At 70.0% G+C, this 16,003-nt stretch carries 15 protein-coding genes and 1 tRNA gene; 11 read left to right on the forward strand and 5 right to left on the reverse strand.

The genetic code is table 11. The features are described 5' to 3' along the window. The first annotated feature begins 88 nt into the window (after positions 1-88). Positions 89-286, forward strand: a complete 198-nt coding sequence (locus QMK24_RS17145; protein WP_283467044.1) for a hypothetical protein — start codon at positions 89-91, stop codon at positions 284-286. Between the two features lie 18 nt (positions 287-304). Here the strand turns inward: QMK24_RS17145 and QMK24_RS17150 are convergent, their stop codons facing one another. Together QMK24_RS17150 and QMK24_RS17155 are read right to left on the reverse strand one after the other, a co-directional pair. Then, the gene (locus tag QMK24_RS17150; protein ID WP_283466956.1) at positions 305-1,654 is read right to left on the reverse strand and encodes an ABC1 kinase family protein; all 1,350 of its coding nucleotides are present in this window, start codon (positions 1,652-1,654) and stop codon (positions 305-307) included. A 20-nt stretch (positions 1,655-1,674) separates the two neighbouring features. Beyond that, entirely contained in the window at positions 1,675-2,871 is a 1,197-nt protein-coding gene (locus QMK24_RS17155) for a TOMM precursor leader peptide-binding protein (RefSeq protein WP_502962512.1), read from the reverse strand. A gap of 256 nt (positions 2,872-3,127) precedes the next feature. On the opposite strand from QMK24_RS17155, the gene QMK24_RS17160 reads away from it, so the two are divergent. From QMK24_RS17160 to QMK24_RS17175, 4 genes are all read left to right on the forward strand, one after another. Further along, a complete protein-coding gene (locus QMK24_RS17160) occupies positions 3,128-3,703 on the forward strand; it encodes a M48 metallopeptidase family protein (protein WP_283466959.1) in 576 nt (191 codons plus the stop codon). Between the two features lie 70 nt (positions 3,704-3,773). Continuing rightward, positions 3,774-5,408, forward strand: coding sequence for a TerD family protein (locus QMK24_RS17165; RefSeq protein WP_283466960.1), 1,635 nt, complete (start codon positions 3,774-3,776; stop codon positions 5,406-5,408). Between the two features lie 6 nt (positions 5,409-5,414). After that, the gene (locus QMK24_RS17170; protein ID WP_283466962.1) at positions 5,415-6,098 is read left to right on the forward strand and encodes an AIM24 family protein; all 684 of its coding nucleotides are present in this window, start codon (positions 5,415-5,417) and stop codon (positions 6,096-6,098) included. 15 nt (positions 6,099-6,113) lie between these two features. After that, positions 6,114-6,884: an AIM24 family protein gene (locus QMK24_RS17175; protein WP_283466963.1), complete on the forward strand. Its 771-nt coding sequence runs from the start codon at positions 6,114-6,116 to the stop codon at positions 6,882-6,884. Here the strand turns inward: QMK24_RS17175 and QMK24_RS17180 are convergent. Continuing rightward, entirely contained in the window at positions 6,815-7,408 is a 594-nt protein-coding gene (locus tag QMK24_RS17180) for an NUDIX hydrolase (RefSeq protein ID WP_283466964.1), read from the reverse strand. The two genes, QMK24_RS17175 and QMK24_RS17180, sit on opposite strands and share 70 nt — an antisense overlap. Further along, positions 7,405-8,880, reverse strand: coding sequence for a zinc-dependent metalloprotease (locus tag QMK24_RS17185; RefSeq protein WP_283466965.1), 1,476 nt, complete (start codon positions 8,878-8,880; stop codon positions 7,405-7,407). Before QMK24_RS17185 ends, QMK24_RS17180 begins: the two co-directional genes overlap by 4 nt. Positions 8,881-9,010: 130 nt before the next feature. Between QMK24_RS17185 and QMK24_RS17190 the strand changes: the two genes are divergently transcribed. From QMK24_RS17190 to QMK24_RS17205, 4 genes are all read left to right on the forward strand, one after another. Continuing rightward, positions 9,011-10,114 carry an SDR family oxidoreductase gene (locus QMK24_RS17190; protein ID WP_283466967.1) on the forward strand — a complete coding sequence of 368 codons (1,104 nt, stop codon included), beginning with the start codon at positions 9,011-9,013 and terminating at the stop codon, positions 10,112-10,114. A gap of 134 nt (positions 10,115-10,248) precedes the next feature. Then, on the forward strand, positions 10,249-10,707 hold the full coding sequence (locus tag QMK24_RS17195) for a molybdenum cofactor biosynthesis protein MoaE (protein WP_283466969.1): 459 nt from the start codon (positions 10,249-10,251) through the stop codon (positions 10,705-10,707). A 174-nt stretch (positions 10,708-10,881) separates the two neighbouring features. Next, on the forward strand, positions 10,882-11,040 hold the full coding sequence (locus QMK24_RS17200) for a hypothetical protein (protein ID WP_283466971.1): 159 nt from the start codon (positions 10,882-10,884) through the stop codon (positions 11,038-11,040). A 76-nt stretch (positions 11,041-11,116) separates the two neighbouring features. Next, entirely contained in the window at positions 11,117-12,193 is a 1,077-nt protein-coding gene (locus tag QMK24_RS17205; RefSeq protein WP_283466973.1) for a YlbL family protein, read from the forward strand. Between the two features lie 114 nt (positions 12,194-12,307). Here the strand turns inward: QMK24_RS17205 and QMK24_RS17210 are convergent, their stop codons facing one another. Next, positions 12,308-12,862, reverse strand: a complete 555-nt coding sequence (locus tag QMK24_RS17210) for a PPA1309 family protein (protein WP_283466975.1) — start codon at positions 12,860-12,862, stop codon at positions 12,308-12,310. Positions 12,863-12,993: 131 nt separating this feature from the next. Here QMK24_RS17210 and QMK24_RS17215 point away from each other — a divergent pair, with 131 nt between their 5' ends. Together QMK24_RS17215 and QMK24_RS17220 are read left to right on the forward strand one after the other, a co-directional pair. Further along, the gene (locus QMK24_RS17215) at positions 12,994-15,846 is read left to right on the forward strand and encodes a UPF0182 family membrane protein (protein WP_283467038.1); all 2,853 of its coding nucleotides are present in this window, start codon (positions 12,994-12,996) and stop codon (positions 15,844-15,846) included. Positions 15,847-15,887: 41 nt separating this feature from the next. After that, positions 15,888-15,961, forward strand: a tRNA-Met gene (locus QMK24_RS17220). Positions 15,962-16,003 lie beyond the last annotated feature (42 nt).

The following is a 16,003-nucleotide window of genomic DNA, read 5'->3' on the forward strand; positions in this document are numbered from 1 at the left end:
ACCGAATACCGTGGGGCCGGTCCAAAAGGACCGGCCCCGCGGTGCGTTACGGCGTATTAACGGGCACTCGTAGAGGTATCGTCGCAAGGTGGACCAGAGGACTCAGCACAACCGGGTCGGGACTGCCCAGACGACGATGTGCGCGCGCTGCGGCGCCGTCGAGGAGGGTCTGCCGATCACCTGGACCTGCTCCGTGGAGAACAGCCGGCGCGTCTACTTCTGTGACCAGTGCGGCCGGGACAACCTCCGCAGTATCGAAGGCCGTCTCGACTCCGCCTGGTGGTAGTGCCGGTGGCAGTGGCGACTACGCCGACTTCGTCGCCCCTCCGGCGTCGAAGCCCGGCAGCCACTCCAGCAGTTCGTCGCGCAGCCGCACCGTCGCGCCCAGCTGGCACAGCACGCCGATGGTGCTCAGCGTCACGCGGTGGATCAGAAGATACGACGGCGGCAGGTTCAGCTGCTTGCCCAACTGATGCGCGGGAGAGCGCGGATCGGCGATCCGCGCCGCCTGAGCGCGCATCCAGCTGCGGACGAAGGTGAACTCCTCGGTCCCGGCCGGCTCGATGATCGGCCGCAGATAGTCCAGCACCGCGTCCGGGCGCAGCTTGATCGACGGCCTGACGAACCCCTCCTGGCGCAGCATCGCGTGCACCGAGTCGGCGTCCCCCTCCAGCGCGAGCCGCAGCGCGGTCCCGATCGGCAGCGGCAGCCCTTCGGGCAGCCGGTCCACCGTGCCGAAGTCCAGCACGCCCAGCCGCCAGCCACCGGCGGGGCCGTCGTCCACCAGCAGCCGGAAGTTTCCGGGATGCGGGTCGGCGTGCAGCAGCCCGGTACGCGCCGGGCCCGCGAAGAGGAAGCGCGCCAGCAGCTGGCCGGCCCGGTCCCGCTGCTCCTTGGTGCCCTTGGCGATCACCTCGGCCATGGGCATGCCGTCCATCCACTCGGTCACCAGGACCTGGTCGACCTGGTGCACCACATCGGGCACCGAGACATCGGGGTCGCCGGCGAACTCCGTGGCGTGAGCGTGCTGTGCCCGTGCCTCCAGCTCGTAGTCCAGTTCCTCCGAGACCCGGTCGCGCAACTCGGCGATCAGCGGCTTTATATCCATCCCCGGGATCAGCGGACCGAACAGCCGGGCCACCCGGCCCAATTGGGACAGGTCGGAGAGGAGCGCCGCTCCGGCGCCCGGGTACTGCACCTTCACCGCCACGCTCCTGCCGTCGTGCCACACCGCTCGGTGCACCTGTCCGATCGAGGCGGCGGCGGCCGGTGTGTCGTCGAATTCGGTGAACAGATCCCGCCAATCCGCGCCCATCCGCTGGGTGAGCACCTTGTGCACGGTGCCGGCGGGCATCGGCGGTGCGGAGTCCTGCAGTTTGGTGAGCGCGGCCCGGTACGGCCCGGCCACGTCCTCGGGCAGCGCGGCCTCGAACACCGACAGCGCCTGGCCGAACTTCATGGCCCCGCCCTTGAGCTCACCGAGCACCTTGAACAGCTGCTCGGCCGTGCGCTCCTGCAGCTCGCTCGCGACGACCTCGGCGGGACGACCGCCGAGCCGCTTGCCGAGCCCGAGTGTGGCCCGGCCCGCGAACCCCAGGGGGAGCGCGGCCAGCTTCGCGGTGCGAGTCACCGCCTTACGAGGAAGATCAGACATGCGCCCCTCATTCCCGTCGGTCACCCGGCCATTGTGCCTCTCCCCACTCGTGGCGCGGACGGCAGCTCCGTCCCACGGTCCCTTCCGGCACCACAGCCGCACCGGATGTCACCCGGCACCGGCCGTACCTCCATGGACAGCCGGGCCAGCGCGAGCTCCACCCGGGCCCCGGAACTCGGAGGGATTCCGCCGTCGAGGAAGGACAGCGCATGACCTGCGGCGAGTCCCGCGACCGTTGTCGCCAGGGCGATGTCGCAGGCCGGAACCGCGGGCGCCCGCCCGGATCTGAGCTGGGCGAGCATCCGAGGCCAGGCGGGATCCTCGTCCGCCAGCCGCAGCGCGAGACAGCCCGCGCAGGCGGTGCGTCCCGGTGTGACGAGCGGGCCCACCACCCCCATGCCCTCGACCACGCCCGTATAGAGGTGAGGAATGCCCGCCGCCAGCAATCGCGCCGACTCCCGCGGATCGGGCGCGTACGCCGCCAGCCCGTCACGCGGGGCCAGGACGACCAGCCCCAGCCGGGATTCCGCCGGCCCGCGTTCGTGCCCGTGCCCGTCGCCGTGCCCGTCGCCGTGCGCGCGTCCGTGCCGGGGACCCCGCCGCCCGAGAGCCGCCGCGCGCGGATCGGGCGCTGCCCGGCGTACCGCCCCGCGGGCGGCCGCGTCACGCCGCTCACCGATGTGCTCGGCCGGAATCCCGCCGGGGCTCACGTCCCACGGCTCGACCCGCCCGCTGTCCAGGACCTCGACCCGGCCGACGCCGGCCGCCGACAGCAGCGAGGCGACGGCCGCCCCGACCCGGCCCGCGCCGCAGACCCGCACCCGCACCGACCGCCGGTCCCGTATCCGGGTGGCCGCACCGCCCGGTCCCGAGTGCACGACGGACAGCGCGGCGAGGTCGGGGCGCAGCCGGTCGATCGCCGCCGTCCGGTGCCGGACCGCCTCGGACAGCCCGGCGTGGGCCGCCGCGTCGTCCAGAACACCGCCTTCTGCCAGCAGCCCCAGCAGTTGCCGTACCTGCTGCGCCCCCAGCCCCAGCGCCTCGGCGTCGCGGGTCAGCAGGGCGGCCCCCCGGGTGCCGTCCAGCAGGTCGAGGAATCCCGCCGCCGCGCCGTCGACCGGGTCCAGTACGACCGCGTGGGCCGGATCAATTCCGAACTGCACGCTCTCGCGGTTGCGCCAACTGCGGCGCATGGCGGTTTTGAGCATGGGACGCATGGCCACCCCCCGTAGTTCCGCTGGAGATCCGCGGGAGATCCGCGGGAGATCCGCGGGAGATCCGCGGGAGTTCCGCGGTAGATCCACATCGCCGTAGTGCGACAGTCACAGAATGCACGCGGAAGCCGACAGTGACGAAAAGTTATCCACAGGCTGTGAGGGATAGTCGTTCAATATGCGCACGAAGGGAGGTGATTCCCGTGCGAACCGGCCTGGGGACGGGACTTCCCGGACCCCCACCCGGTAACGTCGGGGCGTGTCCGCCGACCCAGCGCAAGACCTCTCCAGCCAGCAGTCCCGCGCCTCCCGGACGAGTGCCGTCGAGGTCCGCCGCAGCGCCCGCAGGCGCCGGACGGTCTCGGCGTACCGCGAGGGCGACCGCACTGTGGTCCTCATCCCGGCCCGGATGTCGGTCGCCGAGGAGCAACGCTGGGTGACGGTGATGCTCGAGAAACTCGAGGCGCAGGAGAGCAGGCGGATCCTCGGGGACGACGAGCTGTCGGCCCGTGCCGCCCAGCTGTCCGAGCAGTACCTCGACGCCCGCGCCGCGCCGGACTCGGTCCGCTGGGTGACCAACCAGAATTCCCGCTGGGGATCCTGCACCCCCTCCGAGGGCAGCATCCGCCTCTCGCACCGGCTGCAGGGCATGCCCGAGTACGTCATCGACTACGTACTGCTGCATGAACTCGCCCACCTGCTGGTGCCCGGTCACGGTCCGAGCTTCTGGAAGCTGCTCGAGTCCTATCCGCGGACCGAGCGGGCCCGCGGTTATCTGGAGGGCGTCGTCGCGGCCGGCCGGCCGCCGCGGCTGCCCACCGCCCGCGAGGAATAGCCGCTGTCGGGGCCAGCGGCTAGCCTGTCGCAACGCACACGTATTTACGGGATGGGGGACGGTCGTTCGCATGGCCAGGGAATTCCAGCGTGGTCACAAGGCCAAGATCAGTGATCTCACGGCGGGGACGGATCTGTACATCGGTGTGCAGATCGCAGGACCTGGCCTGTCATTCGACATCAGCTGCTTCGGGCTCGACGAGAAGGAGCAGCTGTCGGACGACAGTTACTTCATCTTCTTCAACCAGCCGAAGTCGCCTGAGGAGTCGATCCAGCAGCTCGGCGCGCAGGCGGGGGACAGCGAGTCCTTCCGCGTGACGCTGGACCGGATCCCCCCGAAGATCCGCAAGCTCTCCTTCACCGCGACCGTCGACGGCAACGGCCAGATGTCGCAGCTGGCGCCGGGCTACATCCGGATCGTCGCCGGTGGTGAGGAAGTCGCCCGCTACAGCTTCACCGGCGCCGAGTTCACCACCGAGCGCGCGGTGATGCTCGCCGACGTCTACCTCAAGGACGTGTGGCGCTTCGCCGCCGTCGGCCAGGGATTCGACGGCGGTCTGGACGCGCTGCTGCGCAACTTCGGCGGCGAGGTCGCCGAAGAAGCGCCGGCCGCCGTCGCTCCGCAGCAGGTCGGGGCGCCGCGCTTCGCGCCTCCACCTGGTGCCGCCGCGCCCGCCCCCTCCTTCGGCGCGCCCGCCGGACCGCCGCAGCCCGCCCCCGCCTTCGGGGCTCCGCAGCCCGCCGCGGCCCAGGGGTTCACGCCGCCGGGCAACCCCTCGATCCACCAGCAGCAGACCATGATCGCGCCGCTGGCCACGCCGCCGCAGGCGCCGCCCGGCCAGTCACCGTTCGGCCAGGTCCCGCCGCCGCAGCCGCCCCCCGGGCAGATGCCGGGCCAGCCGTTCGGCCAGCCGCCGGGACAGCCGCAGTACGGGCAACCGCCGGGACAGCCGCAGTACGGACAGCCCCCGGGTCAGCCGCAGTTCGGCCAGGTGCCCGGCCAACAGGCCCCGTACGCCCAGTCGCAGGCGGGCCAGCCCGCGGGCGGGCTCTCCGGTGCCATGCAGAAGTACCGCGAGACGCCCACCGGTCAGCGGTGGACGCAGCAGAACAACAAGATGGTCAGGGCCGACCTCTCGCAGGCCGGCGGTCAGCCGGTGCTCGCCCGGCAGGGCAGCATGGTGCTCTACCAGGGCAAGGTCGATTTCAGCTACAAGGGTGCCGGGTTCGCTGCTCGGATCGTCGGCGGCGCGACCGGCCAGGAGATGCAGCTGATGCGCTGCACCGGCCAGGGCCAGGTCTTCTTCGCCGAGAACTCCGCCCATCTGCACCCGATCGAGCTGCAGGGCGACGCCATCTGCGTCTCCTCGGAGAATGTGCTCGCCTTCGACGAGAGCCTGCAGTACGAGGTGCGCAGGATCGAGGGCCACGGCATCCCCGGCGGCGCTCTGTTCACGATGCAGTTCCAGGGCACCGGCACGATCATCGTCAAGACCCACGGCACCCCGGTGGTGCTGCCGGTCACCCCGACCACGTACGCGGACTGCAATGCGATCGTCGCCTGGTCGGCGGCCTCCCAGGTGATCATCTCCAGCCAGGTCCGGCTGCGGAGGAACGCCTATCCCGGCCACAGCGGAGAGACCGTGAACCTCCAGTTCCGCGGCGCTCCCGGCAACTTCATCGTCGTCCAGCCCTACGAGGTGTGACCCGCAATGGACCAGCAGATGATCGCGGGCTACGCGCCGACCCCGGTGACCGCCCGGATGGAGACCCACGGTTCGGCGATGCTCAAGGTCGCCATGCAGACCGGCCAGGACCTGTTCGCGCGCACCGGCTCGATGGTCGCGTACGAGGGTTTCGTCCAGTACGAGCCCAATCCGCCGGCCGTCCGGCAGATGGCCTCGCAGTGGCTGACCGGTGAGGGCACCCCACTGATGAAGTGCACCGGGGACGGTCTGCTCTATCTGGCCGACTACGGTGCCGATGTGGTGTGCGTCAGCCTCAACAACGAGTCCCTGTCGGTCAACGGCACCAACCTGCTCGCCTTCGACGCGCACCTCCAGTGGGGCGTCGAGCGGGTCAAGGGCCTCGCCAAGTTCGCCGGCCAGGGCCTGTTCAACGTGGGCGTGAAGGGCACCGGCTGGGTGGCCATCACCTCCCGCGGCACGCCGATCGTCGTCGACTGCGGCAGTGGCGCGGACGAAACCTATGTCGACCCGGACGCACTGGTCGCCTGGTCGTCCGGGCTCAAAATGAAGGCCAAGCGCAGCTTCAAGGCGTCCTCCCTGATCGGGCGGGGCAGCGGCGAGGCATTCCAGATCGCGTTCTCCGGCCAGGGCTTCGTCGTCGTACAGCCCAGCGAGGACAGCACAGACCGCCTCCGGGCACGGGGCTGAGGGGGAGCGACCACTATGCAGAGCCCGCTTTTCGCGAACACCGAGGTCCAGTCCGACGACCTCTACGCACTCCAGAATCCGTACCTGCTGCGGGTCAAGCTGGAAGGCAACTCCGGCCGCGACTGCCTCGCCCGCAAGGGCGCGATGGTCGCCTACCAGGGCCTGATCGAATTCGACGGCGAGTACCAGTCGCGCGGCCAGAGCGGCGCGCTCAGCCATACCGGCGAGGGCCTGGACCTGATGCGCTGCTCCGGTCAGGGCACCGTCTATCTCGCCAACCTGGCCCAGCACATCCATGTGGTGGACGTCGACCATGACGGCCTCACCGTGGACAGCGCCTACGTCCTCGCCCTGGACTCGGGGCTGCTCTGGGACGTGATCGCCGTGGACAGCCAGTTCGGCCTCTCCGGCACCGGCGCCTACAACCTGAACATCTCAGGGCAGGGCAAGGTCGCGCTGATGACCTCGGGCAAGCCGCTGCTGATGCCGGTCACCCCGGACAAGTACGTGTCCTGCGACGCGGACGCGGTGGTCGCCTGGTCGTCCTCGCTGCGCGTCCAGATGCAGGCGCAGACCAGCAGCTCCTCGGTCTACCGCCGCAGGGGCAACACCGGTGAGGGCTGGGAGCTGAACTTCCTCGGCCAGGGCTATGTCCTGGTGCAGCCCAGCGAGCTGATGCCGCCGCAGAACGCGGAGATCGGCCAGGGCCTGCGGGCTCAGTACGGCGTGGGCCAGCTGGGCGCCCACGCCCAGAACCTGGGCAACATCTGGACCAACAACCGCTGATCCGTCCGGTGGGTACGGGCCATCAGCGTCTCCACCGAACCGTCGGCGACCGCGCCGACCTCGGCGAAGCCGAACCAGCGCAGATCCAGCGACTCCTCGCTGATCGCCTCGACCGCGCCGGCCGGGGCGATCGCCGCGTACTGCACATCCAGGTGCCAGGCGCAGGGCGTCGCGTGCCGGTCGAGGTTGACCGGCTCCGGGCGCAGCAGTTCCAGCCCCTCGATACCGGACTCCTCGGTGGCCTCGCGCAGCGCGGCGGCCGCCAGGGTGGTGTCCTCCGGCTCGCAGTGGCCACCCATCTGGAGCCACATCTTCAGCTTCTTGTGCAGCGTCAGCAGCACCCGCCCGGTCGCCGGGTCCACCACCAGCGCGCTGGCGGTGATGTGCCCCTCCTGCGACGCCTTCCACATGCCATCCGGGCGGGCGGCCAGATGGTCCAGGTACTCCCGCCGCAGCCGGTCCTGACCGGGATCGGGCGCGTCCCATCCCTTCAGGACGCGCACCGCGTCCGCGTGCAGACTCACTTGCTCTCGTCGTCCTTGGAATCGTCGGGGGATTCGGGGGATTGCGGGGAGCCGGGGCCGGCGCCGGGCTCGGGCTCCTCGGACTTCTTGAGCTCGGGCTTGCCCTCGTGGCGCTTCTCGGCGGCCTCGCCGAGCATCTTGTCCAGCTCGGAGAAGTCGACCGACTCGCGGTGCACGAAGCCGTCCGGGTCGTCCAGGTCCTCGGCGGTGGGCAGCATGTCCGGGTGCTCCCACAGGGCGTCCCGTCCGTCGACACCGCGGGCGTCGGTCAGCGTGGCCCACAGCCGGGAGGCGTCCCGCAGCCGGCGCGGGCGCAGTTCCAGGCCGATGAGCGTCGCGAAGGTCTGCTCGGCGGGGCCGCCGGTCGCCCGGCGGCGGCGCAGCGTCTCGCGCAGCGCGGCGGCGGACGGCAGATGCGGGGCCGCGGCCGCGTGCACCACCGCGTCCACCCACCCCTCGACGAGCGCGAGCGCCGTCTCCAGCCGCGCCAGGGCGGCCTTCTGCTCGGGGGTGTCCTCAGGCTGGAACATGCCCTGCGCCAGCGCCTCCTGCATGGCTTCCGGGTTCGACGGATCGAGCTGGCCGACCGCGTCCTCCAGCTTCGCCGTGTCGACCTTGATGCCGCGCGCGTAACCCTCGACGGCGCCGAACAGATGCGCCCGCAGCCACGGCACATGGGCGAAGAGCCGCTGGTGGGCGGCCTCGCGCAGGGCCAGATACAGCCGCACCTCCTCCTGCGGGACGCTCAGGCCCTCACCGAAGGCCGCGACGTTCGCGGGGAGCAGCGCGGCCTTGCCGGCCGGGCCGAGCGGCAGACCGACATCGGTGGAGCCGACCACCTCGCCCGCCAGGGTGCCCAGCGCCTGCCCGATCTGGCTGCCGAACATCGCGCCGCCCATGGAGCGCATCATCCCGAGCAGCGGGCCGGACATTGCCTGCATCTCCTCGGGCAGCACATCGCCCATGGCGGCGCCGACCCGCTCCGCGACCGGGTCCACCAGCTCTTTCCACACCGGCAGGGTCGCCTCGACCCATTCGGCGCGGCTCCATGCCACGGCGCTGCCCGAGCCGGAGGGCAGTGACGTGGCCCCGTCCAGCCACAGGTCGGCCAGCCGGACGGCCTCCGAGACCCAGGAACGGTCGGCCGGGCCGATGCTCGCGTCCTTGACGCCGTCCGCGGTGCCCTGCGCGACCGTCTGGCGCGCGATGTCCTTGGCCATGTCCCAGTTCACCGGGCCGCCCTCGTAGGAGAGCATCTGGCCGAGCTGCTGGAAGGCGGCGCCGAGGTCATTGGGGTTCAGGGAGCCGAACATCGCGGCGAAGGGGTTGTCACCACCGGCGCCCCCGAAGGGGTTGCCACCGAAACCGAAGGGATTGTTGGCCGGCCCCTGGCCACCGCCCTGGTTCTTGCCCTCGTCCCCGTCCTCGGGCTCCTCGGGAGGGACGCCGAATCCGAATGGGTGGTCGCTCACGGGTTTCCTCGGCTCTATGTGTTGGGGGCTGTGTGTTGTGGGCTGTACCTCCAGCCTAGACACCAGTCAGGCAGGATGGCTGCGTAGCAAGTGCGCACCTCGTACCAGAAACAACCGTGGGAGACACCCGGTGAGTTCCCCAGAAGCACACGTTCGCCCAGAGCGGAGCCCGTCCAAGGCCCCATCCGGCCCTGTGGTGGCGATCACCGGTGCGGCCTCCGGCCTCGGCCACCTCCTCGCGCTGCGGCTCGTCGAGTCCGGCGAGGTCAGGAAGGTCGTGGCGATCGACGAACGCCGTGGGGACGTGCCCGGCGCGACGTGGCGGGTACTCGACGTCCGCGACCCGGCCATCGCGGAGAAGCTGCGCGGCGTCGATGTCGTCGTCCACCTGGGGCTCGACCTCGATCTGGAGTCCGATCCCAAAGCGCGCACCGCCTTCAATGTGCGCGGCACCCAGACGGTGCTCACCGCCGCGGCCGCCGCCGGGGTGCGCCGCGCGGTGCTGTGCACCTCGGCGATGGTCTACGGCGCGCAGGCCGACAACGATGTTCCGCTCGCGGAGGACGCCCCGCTGCGGGCCACCGCCGAGGCGAGCTTCGTCGACGACCTGCTGGAGATCGAGCGCCTGGGACGGCGGGCGCCGCGCGCCCACCCCGGGCTCAATGTGACGATCCTGCGCCCGGCCGTCCTGGTCGGCGGCACTGACACGGCCCTGACCAGGTACTTCGAGTCTCCCCGGCTGCTGGTTGTGGCGGGCAGCCGGCCCTGCTGGCAGTTCTGCCATGTCCAGGATCTGGTGTCGGCGCTGGAGTACGCGGTGCTGGAGAAGGTCGACGGGGAGATGGCGGTCGGCTGCGACGGCTGGCTGGAGCAGGAGGAGGTCGAGGAGCTGTCGGGCATCCGACGGATGGAGCTGCCCCCGGCCATCGCCTTCGGCGCCGCCTCGCGCCTCCACCGCCTCGGCCTCACCCCGTCCCCGGCCGGTGATCTGGCGTACACGATGCACCCGTGGGTGGTCAGCGGCAGCCGGCTGCACGAGGCGGGCTGGCGGCCCCAGTGGACCAACGAGGAGGTGCTCGCGCAGCTCCTGGAGGAGGTCGCGGGCCGCAACTCCGTCGCGGGGCGCCGCCTCGGCCGCAAGGACGCCACCACCCTGGGCGCGGCCGGTGCGACGGTCGCCCTGGTGGGCACGGCCGCTCTGGTGCGCCGCGCCCGCAAACGTCGGGGAATCTAGCGCCTGCCGGGAGGCCCGCCCGGAACCGTGCACGGGGCCCGCCCGCGGCGCGGTCGGGGGCCGGCCGCCCGGCCGGGTGAAGCCGCGGCCACCCGCCGGAATCGAACTTCCGCATCGCGGGTGGATGAGGCAGCATGTGCCGCATGGCACCGACGCACGCTGACGCGCAGAACCCGATCCGGCTCCTGGAGATCCGCGACGCTCCCCTGTCCGTGGACGAGGTCTTCGCCGCGGTCGGGCATGAGGCCGCCGGTGGAACGGCGCTGTTCGTCGGGACCGTACGGGACCACGACGGCGGCTCGGGCGCCGAGGTGACCGGCCTCGGCTACTCCTCGCACCCCACCGCGGAAGCGGAGATGCGCCGGATCGCGGAGAAGATCGTTGCCGGGTTCCCGGTCCGGGCGCTGGCCGCCGTACACCGAGTGGGTGACCTCCAAGTGGGGGATTTGGCGGTGGTCGTGGCAGTTTCGTGTCCGCACCGCGCCGAGGCGTTCGCGGCCTGCCGCCAGTTGATCGACGAACTCAAGGCCGAGGTCCCGATCTGGAAGCACCAGACGTTTGCGGACGGCCAAGAAGAATGGGTCGGCGCGTAGCGCCGTCGGCCAGGGGTGGTGGTCGGGCGACGGGAGGGCGGGTCGGCGCGTAGCGCCGTCGGCCAGGGGGTGGCTCCGGTTGCGTAACTCCCGACCTGCCCTGAACGTTGACCTACTGGGTGGTTAATCTGCTCATAGGTCCATAATTGGCGTACGCGGGGTCGGGAGTACTTCATGGCAGCGCTCGTTTGGTTGCTCATTCCGCTTGTCGCCGCGCTCGTCGCCACCGTCTGGGGCAGCTGGGCCGCGCGCACCCGCTCCACCGGCGACGGCGCCTCGCTGGCCGACTATGAGCGGTTCCGTGAGGCGATGCAGAAGTCGCATTCCGGATAGCGCCGCTCCGCGCGCACTGACCCGTACGGACCGGCCCAGCGGGCCGTTTGTCGGACCGGTCCCGTACATTCGTGGCATGCCACGCCGCACCGCGACGCTGATCGCCTCGACCCTGACGCTGATAGCGCTGCTGTGCGTCGCCCTTCTGACGCCGGCGCCGTATGCCGAGATGTCACCCGGGCCGACCGTCAACACCCTCGGCGACCACGGGGGTGAACCGGTCCTGCAGATTTCCGGCCACCCGACCTATCCGACGACCGGTCATCTCAACATGACCACCGTCCGGGTGACCGGAGCGGACTACCGGATGAATCTGGTGGAGGCGGTCATCGGCTGGATCAGTCACGACCAGAAGATCGTCGAACACGACACCCTGTACCCGCAGGGCCAGACCGCCTCGCAGGCCGACCAGCAGAACGCCGAGGAGTTCACCCAGTCCCAGGACAGCGCCAAGGTCGCGGCGCTCAAGGAACTGAACATCGGGGTCACCTCCCGCGTCATCGTCGGCGCGGTCGTCAAGGGCGGCGCCTCCGAGGGCAAGCTGCACGCGGGCGATGTGATCAAGGCGGTGGACGGCACCGAGGTGAAGGCGCCCGGCGATGTCGCCGGGCTCGTCACCAAGCACCAGCCGGGCCAGCAGGTCGTCTTCAGGGTCATCCCGGAGGCGGCGGCCAAGAAGAAGGACACCCGGACGCAGGAGGTCGCGGTCACCACCCAGAAGTCTGCCGACGGGGGCAAGGAGCGGGCGGTCGTCGGCATCCAGGCCGGCGTCGAGCATCTCTTCCCGTTCACCATCGACATCAAGCTGGCCGATGTCGGCGGCCCGAGCGCGGGCCTGATGTTCGCCCTCGGCATTGTCGACAAGCTCACACCGGGCGACATGACCGGCGGGAAGTTCGTGGCCGGCACCGGCACGATCGACGACAGCGGGAAGGTGGGCCCGATCGGCGGTATCGGGCTCAAGACGATCGGAGCGCGCGGCCAGGGCGCGGAGTACTTCCTCACCCCGGCCGACAACTGCGCCGAGGCCGACAAGGACATCCCCTCCGGCCTGACCCTCGTCAAGGTGAGCACGATCGACGACGCCATGGCGGCCCTGAAGAAGATAAAGGCCGGCCAGACAGCCGGCCTGCCGAGCTGCGCAACGAACTGAACCGAGCGGGGACTGAACCGGGCGGGACCGAGCCGGACCGGTTGGGACCGAGCCGGACCAGCTGAACCGCCGCCCGCGGCCCTGTCACAGGCCCGCGGGCGGCGGCGCGGGCGCTCAGCCCTCGAAGGTGGCGGCCAGCGCCTCCGCGAGGCCGGGGACCAGGTCGGAGCCGGTCAGGACCTCGGTGGCGGTGTCCTTGGCCCGCAGCCGGACCGCCGACTCGCGGGCGCCGCCGCGCAGCACGGCGACCGTCATCCGCACCTCCTGGCGCTCGGGGTGCTCGGCGACCCACTTCGCGAGCCTGGCGTCGTCCAGGCCCTCGGGGATCGCGGCCTCCGCGGACGGCGGGAGCATCAGCCGCTCCACCGTCATGGCGCAGCCGGCGATGACGTCGGGCCAGGCGATCGTGGCGAGGAACTCGTCCAGCGCCTTGCCCGCGGGCAGCTCGTCCTGCTCGACCGGGGTCAGCGCCCCGGCGTTCTTCTCGGCGAGTCCCAGCTGGTCGGCCAGGCCCGGTTCCTGTGTACGCAGGCGCGCGGTGTCGACCAGGGCGAACAGCCGCGCGGGCTGGTCCCAGCCGAGACCGGACGCGTATTCGTCGATCTCAAGTACGGCACGGGTCAGCGGGCTCGCCGCGAGAGGTGCTCCATCGGTCGCAATGTTGGACATGGTCAATATCCTGCCTGTTCCCGGGCCAAAATCGGGAACCGAGTAAAGCGTGAGTAAGTTGCACCAGTGGGAGTCCGACCCGGGACGCCCGCAGACACCGACACTTCGAGGTGCACACCTTGGTATTCCAGATGCCGGATCGCGGCGGAGGTCCGACGGGGCCGCGGTTCAGACTCGGCCGTCCGTCCCGGCGTACGCGGACACTCTTGATGACGCTTGGCGCGCTGATCGTGCTCGCCATCGCCTTCGTGATGTTCGCGGGCTTCTGGACGGACTGGCTCTGGTACCGCTCAGTCCACTATTCATCGGTCTTCACCACCACCCTGTGGACGAAGATCGGCCTGTTCTTCACCTTCGGCCTGCTGATGTCCGCGGCCGTGGGCGTCAACATCTATCTCGCGCACCGGCTCCGGCCGCCGCTGAGCGCGATGTCGCTGGAGCAGCAGAGCCTCGACCGGTACCGGATGGGTATCGCGCCCTACAAGAAGTGGGTGCTGCTCGCGGTCTGCGCGATGGTCGGCCTGATCGCCGGCGGCTCGGCGTCGGGCCAGTGGCGTACGTGGCTGCTCTACACCAACGCCACGCAGTTCGGCACGAAGGATCCCCAGTTCCACAAGGACGTCGCGTTCTACGCCTTCGACCTGCCCTGGTACCGCTTCCTGCTGAGCTTCGGCTTCGCGGCCGTGGTGCTGGGTCTGGTGGCGGCCGCGCTGGTGCACTACCTCTACGGCGGCCTGCGGATCACCTCGCCCGGCGGGCGGGCGACGGCGGCGGCCACCGGGCACCTGTCGGTGCTGCTGGGCGTCTTCGTGTCGCTCAAGGCGGTCGCGTACTGGCTCGACCGGTACGGCCTCGCGGTGAAGTCGAGCGACTTCAAGGCGACCACCAACTGGACCGGTCTGCGCTATGTGGACGCGAACGCCTATCTGCCGGCCAAGAACATCCTCTTCGCCATCGCGATCATCTGCGCGCTGCTGTTCTTCGCGACGCTGTGGCGGCGCACCTGGTCGCTGCCGATGATCGGTTTCGGCCTCATGGTGCTGTCCGCGATCCTGATCGGCGGGCTGTACCCGGCGATCGTGCAGAAGTTCCAGGTGCAGCCGAACGAGGCGGCCAAGGAAGCGCCGTACATCCAGAAGAACATCGACGCGACGCGTCAGGCGTACGGCATCGCGGACAGCGCGGATGCGGCTTACGCGGGGTCCAGCGGCAACACCCCTACCGGCACGCTGCGCGCCCACGCCGACACCACCGCGTCCGTGCGAGTGCTCGATCCCAACGTGGTATCGCCGACCTTCCAGCAGATGGAGCAGTCCCGCAGCTACTACACCTTCCCGTCCACGCTCGACGTCGACCGGTACTCCACCGGCGGCAAGGAGCAGGACACGGTGGTGGGGCTGCGTGAACTGAACATCAACGGCATTCCCGAGCAGAACTGGAACAACGACCACTTCAAGTACACCCACGGTTTCGGCTTCATCGCCGCCAAGGGCACCACGGCGACCAGCACGGATCCGAAGGGCGAGCCGGTCTACACGCAGAAGAGCCTGCCGACCACCGGTGATCTCGGTCCGTACGAGCAGCGGATCTACTTCGGGGAGCAGACCAAGCAGTATTCGATCGTCGGAGGCCCGACGCCGGAGCTGGACTACGCGGACAAGAACGGCGAGAAGTCCTTCACCTACAACGGCAAGGGCGGCGTCGGCCTGGAGAACCCGGTCACGCGGGCCGCGTACGCCGTGGCCTTCGGCGAGCCGCAGATCCTCTACTCGGGTGCGATCGGCAGCGGTTCGAAGATCCTCTACAACCGCACTCCCAAGGAGCGGGTGGAGGCGGTCGCCCCCTGGCTGACGATCGACGGTGACCCGTATCCGGCGGTGGTGAAGGGCCGGGTGCAGTGGATCGTGGACGCCTACACGACCACCAACGGCTATCCGTACGCGTCCCGCACCACCCTGGGGGACACGACGGCCGACTCGCTGACCGACGGCCAGCGCCAGGTGCTCGCACAGCAGAACCAGGTCAACTACATCCGCAACTCGGTCAAGGCGACCGTGGACGCCTACGACGGCACTGTCTCGCTCTACCAGTGGGACGAGAAGGACCCGGTGCTGAAGACCTGGATGAAGGCGTTCCCTGGCACGGTGAAGGCCAAGAGCGCGATCAGCGCCGACCTGATGGCCCACCTGCGGTACCCGCAGGACCTGTTCAAGGTGCAGCGGCAGCTGCTGACCCGCTACCACGTCACCAAGGCGTCGCAGTTCTACAGCGGCAGTGAGGTGTGGCAGGTTCCGGACGATCCGGCGTCCAAGTCGGGCAAGGCGGTGCCGCCGTACTACCTGAGCATGAAGATGCCGGACCAGCCCGGCCAGTCGTTCTCGCTCACCACGACGTTCACGCCCAACCAGCGGGGCAATCTCTCGGCCTTCATGGCGGTGGACGCCAATGCGACCAGCCCGGACTACGGCAAGATGCGACTACTCAAACTGCCGCTCAGCACGCCGGTGGACGGGCCACAGCAAGTCCAGAGCAAATTCAACTCCGATCCCGCGTTCGCACAGACGATCACGCTGCTCAAGGGCAAGGATTCCACGCTCGAGTACGGCAATCTGCTCACCGTGCCACTGGATGGCGGACTGCTGTACGTGGAGCCGGTGTACGTACGCGGCGCGGACACCAACTACCCGCTGTTGAAGAAGGTGCTGGTCAACTTCGGCGGGAAGATGGCCTTCGAGGACACCCTGGGGAAGGCGCTGGACGTCGTCTTCAAGACCGATACGTCACCACCGCCGACGGACACCACCAAACCGCCGGCCGACGACACGGTGATGAAGGCGCTGGCCGACGCGCAGAAGGCGTACGACGCCGGGCTGCAGGCCATGGCGAAGAACGACTGGACGACCTACGGCCAGACGCAGAAGGACCTGGCGGCCGCACTCCAGCGGGCTCAGGCGGCGGAACAGAAGGCAGCAAAGAAGGGCTGATCAGGCACACCTCGCGTCGTGGTACGGTTGGGACACAACGGCGCGGGGTGGAGCAGCTCGGTAGCTCGCTGGGCTCATAACCCAGAGGTCGCAGGTTCAAATCCTGTCCCCGCTACTGCAGAAGAGGGGCGGGGTCAGCAGACACCGCGGCGGGTGG

Source organism: Streptomyces sp. PH10-H1, from assembly GCF_030063355.1.
Taxonomy (GTDB): domain Bacteria; phylum Actinomycetota; class Actinomycetes; order Streptomycetales; family Streptomycetaceae; genus Actinacidiphila.

What these genes read in the sequence shown, in the direction of transcription:
- QMK24_RS17210 (WP_283466975.1), bottom strand. Translation starts at nt 12,862, where the DNA reads ATGTCCAACATTGCGACCGATGGAGCACCTCTCGCGGCGAGCCCGCTG.
- QMK24_RS17205 (WP_283466973.1), top strand. Translation starts at nt 11,117, where the DNA reads ATGCCACGCCGCACCGCGACGCTGATCGCCTCGACCCTGACGCTGATA.
- QMK24_RS17215 (WP_283467038.1), top strand. Translation starts at nt 12,994, where the DNA reads ATGCCGGATCGCGGCGGAGGTCCGACGGGGCCGCGGTTCAGACTCGGC.
- QMK24_RS17195 (WP_283466969.1), top strand. Translation starts at nt 10,249, where the DNA reads ATGTGCCGCATGGCACCGACGCACGCTGACGCGCAGAACCCGATCCGG.
- QMK24_RS17155 (WP_502962512.1), bottom strand. Translation starts at nt 2,871, where the DNA reads ATGCGTCCCATGCTCAAAACCGCCATGCGCCGCAGTTGGCGCAACCGC.
- QMK24_RS17175 (WP_283466963.1), top strand. Translation starts at nt 6,114, where the DNA reads ATGCAGAGCCCGCTTTTCGCGAACACCGAGGTCCAGTCCGACGACCTC.
- QMK24_RS17170 (WP_283466962.1), top strand. Translation starts at nt 5,415, where the DNA reads ATGGACCAGCAGATGATCGCGGGCTACGCGCCGACCCCGGTGACCGCC.
- QMK24_RS17200 (WP_283466971.1), top strand. Translation starts at nt 10,882, where the DNA reads ATGGCAGCGCTCGTTTGGTTGCTCATTCCGCTTGTCGCCGCGCTCGTC.
- QMK24_RS17150 (WP_283466956.1), bottom strand. Translation starts at nt 1,654, where the DNA reads ATGTCTGATCTTCCTCGTAAGGCGGTGACTCGCACCGCGAAGCTGGCC.
- QMK24_RS17165 (WP_283466960.1), top strand. Translation starts at nt 3,774, where the DNA reads ATGGCCAGGGAATTCCAGCGTGGTCACAAGGCCAAGATCAGTGATCTC.